The 15,244-nt window shown below is 64.1% G+C and carries 12 protein-coding genes and 1 pseudogene; 3 read left to right on the top strand and 10 right to left on the bottom strand.

The window, feature by feature from the left end:
* Positions 1-14 precede the first annotated feature (14 nt).
* From U5A67_RS22410 to U5A67_RS22365, 10 genes are all read right to left on the bottom strand, one after another.
* Positions 15-644 (bottom strand): DUF502 domain-containing protein, encoded by a 630-nt coding sequence (locus U5A67_RS22410; RefSeq protein ID WP_205983386.1) that lies wholly within the window; start codon positions 642-644, stop codon positions 15-17.
* Positions 645-724: 80 nt separating this feature from the next.
* Complete coding sequence (locus U5A67_RS22405; RefSeq protein WP_321816213.1) at positions 725-1,099, bottom strand: FmdB family zinc ribbon protein; 375 nt, start codon at positions 1,097-1,099, stop codon at positions 725-727.
* Positions 1,100-1,300: 201 nt separating this feature from the next.
* Positions 1,301-1,933, bottom strand: coding sequence for a methyltransferase domain-containing protein (locus U5A67_RS22400; protein WP_321816212.1), 633 nt, complete (start codon positions 1,931-1,933; stop codon positions 1,301-1,303).
* A 66-nt stretch (positions 1,934-1,999) separates the two neighbouring features.
* The gene (gene ubiB, locus U5A67_RS22395; protein WP_205983389.1) at positions 2,000-3,583 is read right to left on the bottom strand and encodes a ubiquinone biosynthesis regulatory protein kinase UbiB; all 1,584 of its coding nucleotides are present in this window, start codon (positions 3,581-3,583) and stop codon (positions 2,000-2,002) included.
* 3 nt (positions 3,584-3,586) lie between these two features.
* Entirely contained in the window at positions 3,587-4,249 is a 663-nt protein-coding gene (locus U5A67_RS22390; protein WP_321816211.1) for an SCP2 domain-containing protein, read from the bottom strand.
* A gap of 138 nt (positions 4,250-4,387) precedes the next feature.
* Complete coding sequence (locus U5A67_RS22385; protein WP_321816210.1) at positions 4,388-5,383, bottom strand: Tim44 domain-containing protein; 996 nt, start codon at positions 5,381-5,383, stop codon at positions 4,388-4,390.
* 36 nt (positions 5,384-5,419) lie between these two features.
* Positions 5,420-6,151, bottom strand: a complete 732-nt coding sequence (ubiE, locus tag U5A67_RS22380) for a bifunctional demethylmenaquinone methyltransferase/2-methoxy-6-polyprenyl-1,4-benzoquinol methylase UbiE (protein WP_321816209.1) — start codon at positions 6,149-6,151, stop codon at positions 5,420-5,422.
* Positions 6,152-6,252: 101 nt separating this feature from the next.
* The gene (locus tag U5A67_RS22375; protein WP_205983393.1) at positions 6,253-6,666 is read right to left on the bottom strand and encodes a gamma-butyrobetaine hydroxylase-like domain-containing protein; all 414 of its coding nucleotides are present in this window, start codon (positions 6,664-6,666) and stop codon (positions 6,253-6,255) included.
* A 46-nt stretch (positions 6,667-6,712) separates the two neighbouring features.
* Complete coding sequence (locus U5A67_RS22370) at positions 6,713-7,147, bottom strand: HIT family protein (protein WP_321816208.1); 435 nt, start codon at positions 7,145-7,147, stop codon at positions 6,713-6,715.
* 42 nt (positions 7,148-7,189) lie between these two features.
* Positions 7,190-11,236 carry a DUF3683 domain-containing protein gene (locus tag U5A67_RS22365; protein ID WP_205983395.1) on the bottom strand — a complete coding sequence of 1,349 codons (4,047 nt, stop codon included), beginning with the start codon at positions 11,234-11,236 and terminating at the stop codon, positions 7,190-7,192.
* Between the two features lie 639 nt (positions 11,237-11,875).
* Between U5A67_RS22365 and ilvA the strand changes: the two genes are divergently transcribed.
* The 3 genes and pseudogenes from ilvA (at position 11,876) to queF (ending at position 15,215) form a co-directional block, all read left to right on the top strand.
* A complete protein-coding gene (gene ilvA / locus U5A67_RS22360; protein ID WP_415767901.1) occupies positions 11,876-13,402 on the top strand; it encodes a threonine ammonia-lyase, biosynthetic in 1,527 nt (508 codons plus the stop codon).
* Positions 13,403-13,425: 23 nt separating this feature from the next.
* Positions 13,426-14,319 (top strand): annotated as a pseudogene (locus U5A67_RS22355) (5'-nucleotidase); the annotation flags it as partial.
* 71 nt (positions 14,320-14,390) lie between these two features.
* The gene (gene queF, locus U5A67_RS22350) at positions 14,391-15,215 is read left to right on the top strand and encodes an NADPH-dependent 7-cyano-7-deazaguanine reductase QueF (RefSeq protein ID WP_321816207.1); all 825 of its coding nucleotides are present in this window, start codon (positions 14,391-14,393) and stop codon (positions 15,213-15,215) included.
* Positions 15,216-15,244 lie beyond the last annotated feature (29 nt).

Here is a 15,244-nt window from a genome sequence, read left to right as displayed (position 1 = left end):
GCAGCATCCGGTATTTAAAGCGGGGGATCGATGGGGCGTCGCGGAGTCGCGGCTGGCGCGACGACGCCCATCGAAACAATATACTTGAGCGCGGCATCGACCGTCATGTCGAGTTCGACGACTTCGCTCTTCGGCACCATCAGGAAAAAGCCCGAGGTGGGATTGGGCGTGGTCGGCACATACACGCTCACATGGTCTTCCTGCAGATGGTTCACCACGTCGCCGCCCGGAATGCCGGTGAGGAACGCGATGGTCCACGAGCCCTTGCGCGGGTACTCGATCAGGAGCGCCTTGCGAAAGGCATTGCCGTTGCTGGAAAGCAGTGTATCGGAAACCTGCTGGATGCTTCCATACAGCGGACCGATGATCGGGATGCGGCGCACCAGCGCATTCCACCACTCCACCAGCTTCTGGCCGATGAAATTGTGCGTGAGCAGGCCCACCACGAAGATGAACGCCAGCGTGAGCACCGCGCCCAGACCCGGCAGATGCACTGGCGGGCGCCACGACTCCGGCAGCAGCAACAGCGTCTGATCCATCGTGCTGATGACGAGATTCAGGACCCACAGCGTGAGGGCCAACGGCACCAGCACGAGCAGGCCGGTCAGGAATACCGATTTTAAAGTCGCTTTCTTGATCGTCATGTACACGCCATCCAGGCCGCGCGCGTGGCGCGGCGCTTACGCCGCCTGACCCCGGAAAACCGGAATCGGGCCGCAGGGTTTCAGGTCGAGCCTGCCGTGCTCGTGCTGCTTGCGCTGCTTGTGCCGCTTGTGCCCGCAGCCGGCGCTGCCGGAGCGCTCGCCGTTGCCGGCGCGCTGTCGGCCGCAGCCGTTTTGGACTCGGACGACGACGCGCTGTCGGTCTTCGCGCCGGTCGCAGCCGCGCTCGCCCCGTTGCCGCCGTTGCTGTTATTGCCGCCACGGAAATCCGTGACGTACCAGCCCGAGCCCTTCAGCTGAAAGCCAGCCGCAGTAACCTGCTTGCGAAATGCGTCCGCACCGCAGCTTGGGCACTGCGTCAGGGGCGCATCGCTGATCTTCTGCAGACAGTCCTTGTCGAAGCCGCACGACTCGCAGCGGTAAGCGTAGATCGGCATGATCTCTTTCCTGATGAAACGAGTGAAAGTCAGGCGCAAAAACCTGACAAATGCTTGCAAAGCCTTGAATTATAGCCGCAAACGCTCCCTTGGCCTGGGAATTGCCAGGACCAGCGAACGCAGCGCGCTCCGGGCCAGATGGGGCCGGCTTGCGCAGGATCAAGAGCGTGGGCAGGTTTTGTGCCGCAGCGCGGCACAGGTTCAGCTTTTACGCCGCCAGGTAAGCCAGCGTTCGCGGCCCTGGAACACCGGCAGCGAGCCTTCCACCGGCTGATCGTCGATCAGCGAGAAATGCGGCGTGAGCAGCGCGTCGAGTTCATCGCGTGCGATGCCGAACGGCGGCCCCTTGGGCGTTTCGCCGATAAAGAAGTAGCCCGCCAGCAACGCGCCCGGCGCGAGCAGTTCGGCCATGCGGCGCGCGTAGTCTGCGCGCTGCACTTTCGGCAGCGCGCAGAGAAAGGCGCGCTCGAAAATCCACGCCGGCGTGAACGGCGGCGTGTAGGTGTAGAAGTCGGCTTGCTCGACCACGTTCGCGTAATCGCCCAGCGCTGCGCGCGCATGCGCAACCGCCGAAGGCGCAAAGTCGATGGCGCGCACCGTGCGCCCGCGCTCGGCCAGCCAGCGCGCTTCCCAGGCGTTGCCGCAACCGGGAATCAGCACGTTGGCGGCGGGATGCGCGGCGGCGAAGGCTTCGAAGGCCGGCAGCACGCCTGCCTGATCCCACGGCGTGAAACCGCGCTCGAAGCGCTCGTCCCAGAACGCGGGCGCGGCCGGATCGCGCGAATCGAATTCGGGCGCCTGCCCTGCCTGACCGGGTTGCGTGGGGTCGCTCATCGTCTCGCTCCTTGTCTTTTTCGGCTGCTTTGCGGCTTCGGCAGGCTGCGTGCCCTGCGTGCGCTATCAGCCGCCGTAACCGTAAGCCAGCGCCAGCCACACGCGCGCCGCCACCATGCCCACGCCCACCGCCACGCCGAACACCACGAGGCCCTGCAGCATGCGGTTGGTGCGGCGCTGCTCGGCGAGAATCTGGCGGATCGTCTCGTCGTTGGCGAGGTGCGTCGGGTCCTGACGATGCAGCAGCGCGTTATGGATGAGGCGCGGCAATTGCGGCAGCGTCTTGCTCCACTGCGGCGCCTCGATCTTGAAGCGCTCGTACCAGCCGCGCAGGCCGATCTGTTCGGTCATCCAGCGCTCCAGATACGGCTTGGCCGTCTTCCAGAGATCGAGTTCGGGGTCGAGCGAGCGGCCCAGCCCTTCCACGTTCAGCATGGTCTTTTGCAGCAGCACGAGCTGCGGCTGAATTTCCACGTTGAAGCGGCGCGAGGTCTGGAACAGTCGCAACAGCACCTGACCGAGCGAAATATCCTTGAGCGCGCGATCGAAATACGGCTCGCAGACGGCGCGAATCGCGCTTTCCAGTTCTTCGACGCGCGTCGTGGGCGGCACCCAGCCCGACTCGATGTGCAGCGTCGCCACGCGATGATAGTCGCGCTTGAAGAAGGCGAGGAAGTTCTGCGCGAGGTAGTTCTTGTCGAAGTCCGACAGCGCGCCGACGATGCCGAAATCCAGCGCGATATAACGCCCGAAATGCGCCGGATCGAGGCTGACCTGGATGTTGCCGGGATGCATATCGGCGTGGAAAAAACCGTCGCGGAACACCTGCGTGAAGAAGATTTCCACGCCTTCGCGCGCGAGCTTGGGGATATCGACGCCCGCCGCGCGCAGCCGGTCCACCTGGCTGATCGGCACGCCCACCATGCGCTCCATCACCAGCACGTTGGCCGTGCTGAATTCCCAGTACATCTCGGGCACCATCAGCAGATCGAGACCGGCGAAGTTGCGGCGCAGCTGGCTGCCGTTAGCGGCCTCGCGCATCAGGTCGAGTTCGTCGTGCAGATACTTGTCGAATTCCGCCACCACTTCGCGCGGCTTCAGGCGCTTGCCGTCGGCCCACAGGCGCTCGGCCCACACGGCGATATCGCGCAGCAGCAAGAGATCGGAATCGATCACCGGACGCATGTTCGGGCGCAGCACCTTCACCGCCACCGCCTTGCCCGCGTGCTGGCCGGACTTCACCTTGGCGAAGTGCACCTGCGCGATCGAGGCGCTCGCCACCGGCACGCGTTCGAAGTCGTCGAACAGCGTATCGACGGGCGCGCCCAGCGATTTTTCGATGATGTCGATGGCCACCTGCGATTCGAACGGCGGCACCTGATCCTGAAGCTTGGCGAGTTCGTTGGCGATGTCGAGCGGCAGCAGATCGCGGCGCGTCGACAGCACCTGACCGAACTTCACGAAAATCGGGCCGAGGCTTTCGAGCGCGAGACGCAGACGCACGCCCGGCGGTTGATCGAATTTACGCCCGATGGTGGTGATACGCAGCAGCACTCTGACGCGCCGGTCATTGATCCGGCTCAACATCATTTCGTCGAGACCGAAGCGGATGACCGTAAAGAAAATCTTCAGGAAACGCAGAAAACGCATGTCTTAATTGCCTTGTAGCGGGCTCGGGCAGCGCGGCGCCGGAGCCTGAAGCTGGCCCTGGCTCGCGCTGCGCGCTTGTGTTTTTTGTTCAAGGCGCTCGATGCGCTTTTCGACGCGCGCCAGTGCATCGCGCGCGCGGGACAGCTCCGCATTGAAGCCGTCGAGCTCGGCGTGCCGCACGAGCTGCGGATTTTCGTCGAGCAGATATTCGGTGACGGAGCCCAGCACGTTGCGCCCGGTGCGCAGCACCTGCTCGTGCGCGGCGCGCGCAAACGACGCAATGCGCGAGGCCGGCGCATCGCCGATCAGCTTCGCGAGATCCTCCTCGGGCTCCCAGCGCAGATGCTCGGCAAGCTTGCCGATGATCTGCGCGAATTCGGCGTCGCCCTCGATTTTCACGTGCTTCATGATGGCGGACTGGCCGCCCTGCACGTACGAAGACAACGCGCCCGCAGGCAGCGAAAGCGCGACATCGGCGTGAGTTGCGTCCTGCTCCTCGACGGCGGCCAGATAGCCGTCAGGCTGCACGAGCAGCGTAAGCACCACGGGCGGACAGGACAGACGCGCGGTCTTGCCGGCGTATGGAGCGAGGCGGTCGCGGGCCCACGATTCGCGGGCGAGCAGGTGATTGACAGCGGCGGCGAAGGGCTTGGCGGCGAGAGTCATCGGCTTGGAAATAAAAAAACCCGCGCGGGCATCGAGCTCGCGCGGGTTCCTATTGTAGCGTTCGAGGCGCAAAGCCGCGCCGCCACAGGGCGCGGGCTGTCGGACCTCGCCCTGCCGTGCTAACGCCGCGCTAACTCATCAATGCGCTTCGACCTGCTGGATACCCGCGAGCAGCCAGCCTTCGCCCGTGCTGCGCGACTTCGAAAGATTCCAGATCTCGACGAACGGCGCCGCCGCCGCGCCCGCCTCTTCGCGGATCAAACCGGAGAAGCGCACGCTCGCGAGGTATTCGTTGCCGCGCTCTTCCACGGCGAGCAGATCGGCGTTGAGCTGCACGACATCGGTCTGGTTGGTCTGCGCGCCGCGACCCGCGAGATCGACGCGGACTTCGGCGAACATTTCCGGCGTGGTGAATTCGCGGATGTCTTCGATATTGCCCACGTCCCACGCGGCCTGCAGACGCACGAAGTACACCTTGGCGTTACGCAGGAAAGCTTCGGTGTCGAAACCGGCCGGCACGTCGGGCGCGTTGTTGATCTGCGGCGTGGTGAGCGGCTGCGCTTCGGGCGCGAGGTACTGGCCCGTGGGCGGCGTGGTGTAGCGCGGTTCCTGCGGCTGATAGCCACCCGCCTGATTCAGGCTGGCGCCACCGGTTTGATACGCCGGTTGCTGCGTATCGCGACGACGGCTCATGAACTTGCGGATCAGCCAGATGGCGACGAAAGCAATCAGCGCGATCACGATCATGTTGGCCATTGCGCCGGCGAACGCTTCGCCAAGGCCAAAGTGCGACAGCAGCGCCGCGATACCGAGACCTGCCGCGAGACCCGCGATCGGCCCGAGCCAGCGGTTACGCGCCGGTGCGGGCGTGGCTGCCGGCGCCGGTGCGCCGGGCTGGGCGCGCGCGCCCGCTTGCTGCGTAGGGCTGGGTTGTGCCGGCGGCGGCGTGGTGCTGCGCTGCGACGCCACCGAAGACTGACGGCCGAAGCTGCGGCCGCCACCCATGCGTTTTGCTTCAGCGTCGAGCGAAGCCAGGCTGCCCGCGACGATCGCGCCGATCACCGCGAAGGTGCCGATCCGCCTCGCCCAAGACATAGAAAGCTTATTGAAAGCAATGTTGCGAGTCTCGGACATGGCGGAATTTCCTTTAAAGACAGAGAGTTGGGAACATTAGTACTTTGTTCCGACGTGTAAGGCTACCACGCCAGCTGACAAATTGTAATATTTGACGGCGTCGAGGCCGACTTGTTCCATCATCGTCTTCAATGTTTCCTGATCCGGGTGCATGCGGATCGACTCGGCCAGATACTGGTAGCTCTCCGCGTCCTGGGCAAAACGCTGGCCCAGCCACGGCAGCACCTTGAACGAGTAGACGTCGTACGCCTTCTTCAGCGGCTCCCAGACCTTGGAGAATTCGAGCACCATCACGCGGCCGCCCGGCTTGATGACGCGGCGCATTTCCGCCAGCGCACGATCCTTGTGGGTCATGTTGCGCAAGCCAAAGGCCACCGTGACCAGGTCGAAGTAGTTATCCGGGAAGGGAATTTTTTCGGCGTCGCAGAGCAGCGCGGGCGTGATCACGCCCTTGTCGATCAGGCGGTCGCGGCCCACGCGCAGCATCGATTCGTTGATGTCGGTGTGCCAGACTTCGCCGGTAGGGCCGGCCTTCTTCGCGAATGCCATCGACAGATCACCGGTGCCGCCCGCGATATCGAGCACCTTCGCGCCCGGGCGGATGTTCGCCTGCGCGATCGTGAACGCCTTCCAGGCGCGGTGCAGCCCGCCCGACATCAGATCGTTCATCAGGTCGTAGTTCGAGGCGACCGAGTGGAACACGCCGGCCACCTTCTTCGCCTTGTCCTGTTCGTCGACTGTCTGATAGCCGAAGTGGGTTTTGCTCATCGCGCTCGTCCTTTCGCGGGTCTTGAGCCGGATCGTGTCCGGTTCTTTTTGATGGAGTGAGCCGCGCCCCTCGCGCGGCGGCTGGATCGTAACAGGAAGCGTCAGTGGCAGTGGCCGTGGGCGGCAGGTGCTGCTGCCATCGGCGCATCGCGCTCGACGCCCGCGGCCTTGAGCTTCGCGAAATACTCGGCCCAGAGCGCGTCCTGACGCGTCGCCAGCTCGTAAAGCTGGTCCCAGGAATAGATGCCAGTATTGTGGCCGTCGGAGAAAGTAGGCTGCAGCGCGTAGTGGCCGACGCCTTCGAGCGCCGTGATCGTCACTTCACGCTTGCCGGTCTGCAGCGTCTCCTGGCCCGGGCCGTGGCCGCGCACCTCGGCGGAGGGCGAAAAAACGCGCATCAGTTCGAACGGAATGCGGTAACTCTCGCCGTTCGCATACTGCAGTTCGAGCACGCGCGACAGCGCATGCACCACGACGCCGGTCGGCACCGGCGTATCGGATTTCAGTCCACTCATGATCGTCCCTGTTCGATCGACGCGATCCCGGGCCGCGCAGCGACGCTCACGAAGCCTGCGCCTGCTCCATTTCCTGGCGCACCGCCTCGCGCAGCAGCGTCGCCTGCGCACGGCGCTGGCCGAGCATCGCTTCGGACACCGTACGCTGGCGCGGCGACCAGACCGACATCGGAAAATGCGCGTCGTTGGTAAAGCGCGGAATCACGTGCCAATGCACATGCGGCACCTGGTTGCCGAGACTCGCCAGATTCACCTTCGACGGCTGCATGATGCGGCGCAACACACGCTCGACCGCATAGACCGCGCGCATAAGGTGTTCCCGGTCCGCATCGGCGAGATCCGAGAACTCGGCGACATGCGTATTCCAGATCACCCGGCAAAAGCCGGGATAGTCGACTTCGGCGGTGGCGAGAACGACGCGCATACGCTCGTCTTCCCACAGCACTTCACCGCCTTCCTCATTACAGAATACGCATCCCATCGTCGTCCTCGAACCCGTGTTACGGAAAATTTGGCGCTAGCATTAAACCAGCACGCGCTCGATTCCGCCATTGTTCGCGTGGTTCACGTAGTCGGCCATCCAGTTTTCGCCGAGCACGTGTCGGGCGATCTCCACCACGATGTAATCGGCTTCCACGTTGGCGTCCTCGTTGTAACGCGACAGACCCTGGAGGCAGGACGGGCACGACGTCAGAATCTTGACGTCCTGCGGCTTGCCCTGCCCACCCGCTTCCTGCGGCGTAGCCGGTTGCACGCCATTCGCACCGTTGCCGATGATCGGAATGTCGCGCAGCTTGGCTGCACCCTTGCGGATTTCCTCTTCCTTGCGGAAACGCACCTGGGTCGAAATGTCCGGACGCGTCACCGCCAGCGTGCCCGACTCGCCGCAGCAACGATCGTTCTTCTCGATCTTGTAGCCGTCCTTCTCCGAACCCATCAGCTCATTGACGAGCTTGACCGGGTCGATCGTCTTGATCGGCGTGTGGCACGGGTCGTGGTACATGTAGCGCGTCCCCGACACGCCATCGAGCTTGATGCCCTTCTCGAGCAGGAACTCGTGAATGTCGATGATGCGGCAGCCCGGGAAGATCTTGTCGAATTCATAACCGGCGAGCTGGTCGTAGCACGTCCCGCACGACACCACGACGGTCTTGATGTCGAGGTAGTTGAGCGTGTTCGCCATGCGGTGGAACAGCACGCGATTGTCCGTCACGATCTGCTCGGCCTTGTCGAACTGGCCCGAGCCGCGCTGCGGGTAACCGCAGCACAGATAGCCCGGCGGCAGCACGGTCTGCACGCCCGCTTCCCAGAGCATGGCTTGCGTGGCCAGACCCACCTGCGAGAACAGACGCTCCGAACCGCAGCCCGGGAAGTAGAACACCGCTTCCGAATCCACGCTGGTGGTCTTCGGGTTGCGGATGATCGGCACGATCTTGTTGTCTTCGATGTCGAGCAGCGCGCGCGCCGTCTTCTTCGGCAGGTTGCCCGGCATCTTCTTGTTGACGAAGTGGATCACCTGCTCGACCACCGGCGCGCGGCCCGTGGTTGCGGGCGGATGCGCCGCCTGTTTCCTGACGAACTTCTTGAGCACGTCGTTGCCCAGACGCTGCGCCTTGTAGCCCACGCCCATCATCGCGGTACGCGCGAGATTAATGGTCTGCGGATTGGTGGCGTTGAGGAAGAACATGCCAGCCGCGTTACCCGCGTTGAACTTCTTCTTGCCCATCTTGCGCAGCAGATTGCGCATGTTCATCGTCACGTCGCCGAAGTCGATCTTGACCGGGCACGGCGTCACGCACTTGTGGCAGACCGTGCAGTGATCGGCCACGTCGTTGAACTCGTCCCAGTGCTTGATCGACACGCCGCGGCGCGTCTGCTCTTCGTACAGGAAGGCCTCGACCAGCAGCGAGGTCGCGAGAATCTTGTTGCGCGGGCTGTACAGCAGGTTCGCGCGCGGCACGTGCGTGGCGCACACCGGCTTGCACTTGCCGCAGCGCAGGCAGTCCTTGACCGATTCGGCGATCGCGCCAATATCGGACTGCTGCATGATCAGCGATTCGTAGCCCATCAGGCCGAACGACGGCGTGTAGGCGTTGCGCAGGTCGGCGCCTTCGAGCAGCTTGCCCTTGTTGAAGCGCCCTTCCGGGTCGACGCGCTGCTTGTAGGCGCGGAATTCGGCGATCTCGTCTTCGGTGAGGAATTCGAGCTTCGTAATGCCGATGCCGTGCTCGCCCGAGATCACGCCGTCCAGCGAACGCGCGAGCTTCATGATGCGCGCCACCGCGACGTGCGCGTCCTGCAGCATCTCGTAGTTGTCCGAGTTGACCGGCAGGTTGGTGTGCACGTTGCCGTCGCCGGCGTGCATGTGCAGCGCCACGAACACGCGCCCGCGCAGCACCTTCTTGTGGATCGCCTGAGCTTCGTCGAGGATCGGCTTGAAGGCGCCGCCGTTGAAGATCTGGCGCAGTTCCGCGCGGATTTCCTGCTTCCACGAGATGCGCACCGTGCGGTCCTGCGTCACGTGGAAGACGTTGACGTCGGCCTGCACGTCGCAGCGGTCGGCGAACTTTTCCGCCAGCGCTTCGTAGCCCAGCTGCACGAGATAGTGCTGCGCCTCGCGCAACGGCATGTCGAGCTTTTCGCCCACGAAGGTCCAGCGCTCGCGCACGCGCTTGAGCAGATCGAGCGCCTGCTGCACGCGGTCTTCGAGCAGTTCCGCCGACGGAATCTCGTTCGCGTCGTCGGTCTTGCCGAGCGGCAGCTTGCCGTCCTTGAAGAACGCTTCGAGCGCGTCGACCAGTTGCAGCTTGTTCTTGATCGACAGCTCGATGTTGATGCGCTCGATGCCGTCCGTGTATTCGCCCATGCGGTCGAGCGGAATCACGACGTCTTCGTTGATCTTGAACGCGTTGGTGTGCTTCGCGATCGCGGCCGTGCGGCTACGGTCGAGCCAGAAGCGCTTGCGGGCTTCGGCCGACACCGCGACGAAACCTTCGCCGCTCTTGCCGTTGGCCATGCGGATGACTTCCGAGGTGGCGCTGGCCACGGCGTCGGCATCGTCGCCGACGATATCGCCGATCAGCACCATCTTCGGAAACGCGTTGCGCTTGCTCTTGGTCGCATAGCCGACGGCGCGCAGATAGCGCTCGTCCAGATGCTCCAGACCCGCGAGAATCGCGCCGCCCTGCTTCGAGGTCTCGAACAGGTAATCCTTGATTTCGACGATGCTCGGGATCGCTTCGCGCGCCTGGCCGAAGAACTCCAGACAGACCGTGCGCGTGTGCGCGGGCATCTTGTGCAGGACCCAGCGCGCCGACGTGATCAGACCGTCGCAGCCTTCCTTCTGGATGCCCGGCAGACCCGCGAGGAATTTATCCGTCACGTCCTTGCCGAGACCTTCCTTGCGGAACACGCGGCCGGCGATGTCGAGCGATTCCGTGCGCAGCAGCTTTTCGCCCGGCGCGTACTCGCCGTCGAACCACTTCAGTTCGAAACGCGCGACTTCGATGTCGTGAATCTTGCCCATGTTGTGGTCAAGACGCGTGACTTCGAGCCAGTTGCCCTGCGGATCGACCATGCGCCACCAGGCGAGATTGTCGAGCGCCGTGCCCCACAGCACGGCCTTCTTGCCGCCCGCGTTCATCGCCACATTGCCGCCGATGCACGAGGCATCGAGCGAAGTCGGATCGACGGCGAACACGAAGCCCGCAGCGTCCGCCGCTTCGGTCACGCGACGCGTCACGACGCCCGCGCCCGAGAAGATCGTTGCGACCTTGCGGTCGACGCCGGGCAGATCGGTCATCTCGACCGGGCCGAGCTGTTCGAGCTTTTCGGTGTTGATGACCGCCGAGAACGGCGTGAGCGGCACGGCGCCGCCCGTGTAACCGGTGCCGCCTCCGCGCGGAATCACGGTCAGACCGAGTTCGAAACACGCCTTGATGAGGCCGGCGATTTCCGCTTCGGTATCGGGCGTGAGGACCACGAACGGATATTCGACGCGCCAATCGGTCGCATCCGTCACGTGCGAAACACGCGCGATGCCGTCGAAACGGATGTTGTCCTTCTGCGTCTGCTTGCCCAGCACCTTGGTGGCGCGGCGGCGCAGCTCGGCCATCTTGTCGAATTCGGCGGCGAATGCTTCGATCGCGCGGCGCGCCGATGCAACCAGCGTCTCCACGCGCGTGGCGCGCTCCAGCCCGTCCTTGTCGTTATGCTCGACGAGGTCGGCGCGGCGGCGCTTTTCGATTTCGGCGATACGGTGATTCAGCGCCTCGATCAGCAGCGCGCGGCGCTTGGGGTTGTCGAGCAGATCGTCCTGCAGATACGGATTGCGGCGCACGACCCAGATATCGCCGAGCACTTCGTACAACATACGTGCCGAGCGGCCGGTACGGCGTTCGGCGCGCAGTTCGGCCAGCGCGTCCCATGCCTGTTCGCCTAGCAGACGAATGACAATTTCGCGATCCGAAAAGGACGTGTAGTTATACGGAATCTCGCGCAGGCGCGGTTCGATGTCGGCAGCCACGGCTGCGGCTGCGCCGTGAGGATCGAAAACTTGAGGTGCGTTCATGGTTGGACGACTCTTTGAGTCAGTCCCGCTCAGTGGGCTGCCAGATGGGCAAGCGGCCTGCATGACGGAAGCTGACGGGGCGCGTGGGGCGCTATTCTGAAATCGAGTCCGCCGGTGGCTCGCGGATGGCGTGCGGTGGCTGATAGCGGACGAAGGGGGTGGGGAAGCATGGCGGCAGCGCTCACGCCGATGGTTCCCCGGCGCTCGGACTTAGCGACACGATCGTGCGTGGCGGGCATGCCGCTGCGCCGCGGGGCGGGTCTCGCGCCGTGCGGGCATCAAATGGGCTGTCCGAGGTTGCCAGTGCATCTTCCGATCCTTGTTTCAAAAAGCGATTTTAACGCATGATCCGCACGCGCGCTGACGGTGCGCGGGAACCGTAGGGACATATAACTTTCATTTTTTGTCATTTGCACACCTTTCGCACACCCTTTGATTCGCCGTCCGGAAGGTCGGGCAATCGCCGGTAGGCGCGTTTGCGTGCGCTCCGTATGCCCGCGCGGCCGCCCCGCCCTCGCAGCCAGCGCGCCGGCCGTTGGCGCTATCATTGACGTTTTCGCGTCTTTTGCCGCTTTTTCGGCATTTCACGCGTTCTGCGCTTTCCCCCGATCACACTGCCGCGCCCGGCGCGCCCCTCGCATGGCCACCCAAGACGATTACCTGAAGAAAGTCCTCACCGCCCGTGTCTACGACGCCGCCCGCGTGACCGAACTCGAACGCGCACCGAATCTTTCGACGCGTCTACGCAACACGGTCCTGCTCAAGCGCGAGGACAACCAGCCGGTTTTCTCGTTCAAGCTGCGCGGCGCGTACAACAAGATGGCGCATCTGTCGGCGGAACAGTTGCAACGCGGTGTGATTACGGCGTCGGCGGGCAATCACGCGCAGGGCGTGGCGCTTTCCGCCGCGCGACTCGGCGTGAAAGCGGTGATCTGCGTGCCGGTCACCACGCCGCAGGTGAAAGTCGATGCCGTGCGCGCCCACGGCGGCTCGATGGTCGAAGTCGTGCAGGCGGGCGAATCCTACAGCGATGCCTACGCGCACGCCGTCACCCTCCAGGAAGAACGCGGCCTGACCTTCGTGCATCCCTTCGACGATCCCTACGTGATCGCCGGTCAGGGCACGGTGGCGATGGAAATCCTCAGCAAGCATCAGGCCCCGATTCACGCGATCTTCGTGCCGATCGGCGGCGGCGGTCTGGCCGCAGGCGTGGCCGCGTACGTGAAGGCCGTGCGCCCGGAAATCCGCGTGATCGGCGTGCAGACGGACGATTCCTGCGCGATGGCGCAATCGCTGAAGGCGGGCAAGCGCGTCGAACTCAGCGAAGTCGGGCTCTTCTCCGACGGCACGGCGGTGAAACTCGTGGGCGAGGAAACCTTCCGCCTGTGCCAGGAATATCTCGATGACGTGCTGACCGTGGATACGGACGCCCTCTGCGCTGCCATCAAGGACGTCTTCCAGGACACGCGCAGCGTGCTCGAGCCCGCTGGCGCGCTCGCCGTCGCGGGCGCGAAGCAATACGCCGAACGCGAAGGCATCGACGGCAAAACGCTGATCGCCATCACCTCGGGCGCGAACATGAACTTCGACCGCATGCGCTTCGTGGCCGAGCGCGCCGAAGTCGGCGAAGCGCGCGAAGCCGTGTTCGCCGTGACGATCCCCGAAGAGCGCGGCAGCTTCAAGCGCTTCTGCGAACTGGTCGGCACGCGCAGCGTCACCGAATTCAATTACCGTATCGACGATGCCGAGCGCGCGCATATCTTCGTCGGCGTGCAGATCCGCAACCGCGGCGAATCAGCGCAGATCGCGCAGAGTTTCGGCGAGCACGGTTTCCCGAGCGTCGATCTCACCGGCGACGAACTCTCGAAGCAGCACATCCGCTACATGGTCGGTGGCCGCTCGCCGCTCGCGCATGACGAACGTCTGTTCCGCTTCGAATTCCCGGAGCGTCCGGGCGCGCTGATGCGCTTCCTTTCGTCGATGGCGCCGAACTGGAACATCAGCCTGTTCCACTACCGCAATCAGGGCGCGGATTACAGCTCGATTCTGGTCGGCATTCAGGTGCCCGCGGCGGAAGACGCGGAGTTCCGCCGCTTCCTCGCGACGCTCGGTTATCCGCACTGGGAAGAGACGCAGAACCCGGCTTATCGTTTGTTCCTCTCGTAATCTCGCTGGCGAGGCTCAAGAACGTGTCCGTTTCGCTCTCCGACAAACTCGTCGTCGCGATCTCGTCGCGCGCGCTCTTCGATTTCGAGGAAGAGAACCGCGTCTACGAGGACGGCGACCTGCGCGCCTACGAGGCGCTGCAGCGCGAGCGTCTGAATCTGCCCGCGCGGCCGGGCGTGGCGTTCGCGCTGATCCGCAAGCTGCTCGCGCTCAACAACGGCGCGCATCACGTCGAAGTCGTGATCCTCTCGCGCAGCGATCCGATCAGCGGGCTGCGCGCGTTCAGTTCCTGCCGCGAGCATCAGCTCGATATCCAGCGCGGCGTGTTCACGCGCGGACGCGAGCCCTGGCATTACCTCAAGCCGCTCAACGCGTCGCTGTTTCTCTCGGCGAATCCCGAGGACGTGCGCGGCGCGCTCGACGCCGGATTTCCCGCCGCGCGCGTGTTTCCAGAATCGGCGACAATGGCGGAGCACACGGCGCACGAGATTCGCATCGCGTTCGACGGCGATGCGGTGCTGTTTTCCGACGAAGCCGAGCAGATCTTCCAGCGCGATGGCCTCTCCGCCTTCGTGAGCCACGAACGCGACAACCGCGAACTGCCGCTTGCGCAAGGTCCGCTCAAGCCGCTGCTCGCGGCGCTGAACCGCCTGCAGAAACTCGCGGATGCCAACGCGCAGATGCGCATTCGCACCGCGCTCGTGACCGCGCGTTCGGCGCCCGCGCATGAGCGCGCGATCCGCACGCTGATGGCCTGGAACATCGAAATCGACGAAGCGATGTTCCTTGGCGGACTCGACAAAGGCCCGTTCCTGCGCGAGTTCGAACCCGACTTTTTCTTCGACGACCAGATCCGCCACTGCGAATCGGCCCGCTCGGTCACAGCGACCGGGCACGTGGCGAGCGGCGTGGCCAATCCCGTGGACGCCGTGCGCGCAGCAATGCGCGCGGGCGCCACGAACGACGCATCAACCGAAACCAGCGCACCATGACTCCCGAACAATCTCCGCTCGGCAAGGCTTCCAGCTACACCGAGCAATACGACGCCAAGCTGCTGTTCCCGATTCCGCGCATCGGCGCGCGCGAACAGATCGGCATCGGCGCGCAACTGCCCTTCTTCGGCACCGATATCTGGAACGCCTACGAGCTTTCGTGGCTCAACGCGCGCGGCAAGCCGCAGATCGCCATCGCGACGTTCTTCATTCCCGCCGATTCGCCCAACATCGTCGAATCGAAGTCGTTCAAGCTTTATTTGGGCTCGTTCGCGCAAACGAAGTTCGAATCCGCCGATGAAGTGCGCGACATTCTCAAGCGCGATATTTCGGCGGCCAGCGGCGCGTCGGTGTCGGTGAAACTCGACCAGCCGGGCGCGTTCGGCAAGATTGCGTTCGAGGAGTTCGAAGGCCTGTCGATCGACCGTCTCGATCTGGACGCCGAGGTCTATCACCCGGACGCCACGCTGCTGAAGGCCGCGCACGAGGAATCGCCGGTGGAGGAAACGCTGGTGTCGAACCTGCTGAAGTCGAACTGCCCGGTGACCGGTCAGCCCGACTGGGGCAGCGTGCAGATTCATTACGTAGGACCGCAGATCGATCAGGCGGGGCTGCTGCGCTACATCATCTCGTTCCGCAATCACACGGGCTTCCACGAACAATGCGCCGAGCGCATCTTTATGGACATCCTGCGCGAGTGCAAACCGGACCGTCTCGCGGTCTACGCGCGTTACACGCGTCGCGGCGGGCTGGACATCAACCCGTTCCGCACCAACTTCAATATGCCGATGCCGGACAACGCGCGTCTCGCGCGTCAGTAAGCGCCAATAGTCGCTCGTTGAAGCAAAAA

The organism is Paraburkholderia sp. J69-1 (assembly GCF_905220255.1).
Classification (GTDB): domain Bacteria; phylum Pseudomonadota; class Gammaproteobacteria; order Burkholderiales; family Burkholderiaceae; genus Paraburkholderia.
Note: the sequence above shows the minus strand (reverse complement) of the source record. Positions and strands in the feature narration are given on the sequence as shown.

Excerpts from the sequence above, each read along its gene's own strand:
- U5A67_RS22390 (WP_321816211.1), bottom strand. The coding sequence starts at position 4,249 with ATGACTCTCGCCGCCAAGCCCTTCGCCGCCGCTGTCAATCACCTGCTC.
- queF (WP_321816207.1), top strand. The coding sequence starts at position 14,391 with ATGACTCCCGAACAATCTCCGCTCGGCAAGGCTTCCAGCTACACCGAG.
- U5A67_RS22400 (WP_321816212.1), bottom strand. The coding sequence starts at position 1,933 with ATGAGCGACCCCACGCAACCCGGTCAGGCAGGGCAGGCGCCCGAATTC.
- ubiB (WP_205983389.1), bottom strand. The coding sequence starts at position 3,583 with ATGCGTTTTCTGCGTTTCCTGAAGATTTTCTTTACGGTCATCCGCTTC.
- ilvA (WP_415767901.1), top strand. The coding sequence starts at position 11,876 with ATGGCCACCCAAGACGATTACCTGAAGAAAGTCCTCACCGCCCGTGTC.
- U5A67_RS22370 (WP_321816208.1), bottom strand. The coding sequence starts at position 7,147 with ATGGGATGCGTATTCTGTAATGAGGAAGGCGGTGAAGTGCTGTGGGAA.
- U5A67_RS22365 (WP_205983395.1), bottom strand. The coding sequence starts at position 11,236 with ATGAACGCACCTCAAGTTTTCGATCCTCACGGCGCAGCCGCAGCCGTG.
- U5A67_RS22385 (WP_321816210.1), bottom strand. The coding sequence starts at position 5,383 with ATGTCCGAGACTCGCAACATTGCTTTCAATAAGCTTTCTATGTCTTGG.
- U5A67_RS22410 (WP_205983386.1), bottom strand. The coding sequence starts at position 644 with ATGACGATCAAGAAAGCGACTTTAAAATCGGTATTCCTGACCGGCCTG.
- ubiE (WP_321816209.1), bottom strand. The coding sequence starts at position 6,151 with ATGAGCAAAACCCACTTCGGCTATCAGACAGTCGACGAACAGGACAAG.
- U5A67_RS22375 (WP_205983393.1), bottom strand. The coding sequence starts at position 6,666 with ATGAGTGGACTGAAATCCGATACGCCGGTGCCGACCGGCGTCGTGGTG.
- U5A67_RS22405 (WP_321816213.1), bottom strand. The coding sequence starts at position 1,099 with ATGCCGATCTACGCTTACCGCTGCGAGTCGTGCGGCTTCGACAAGGAC.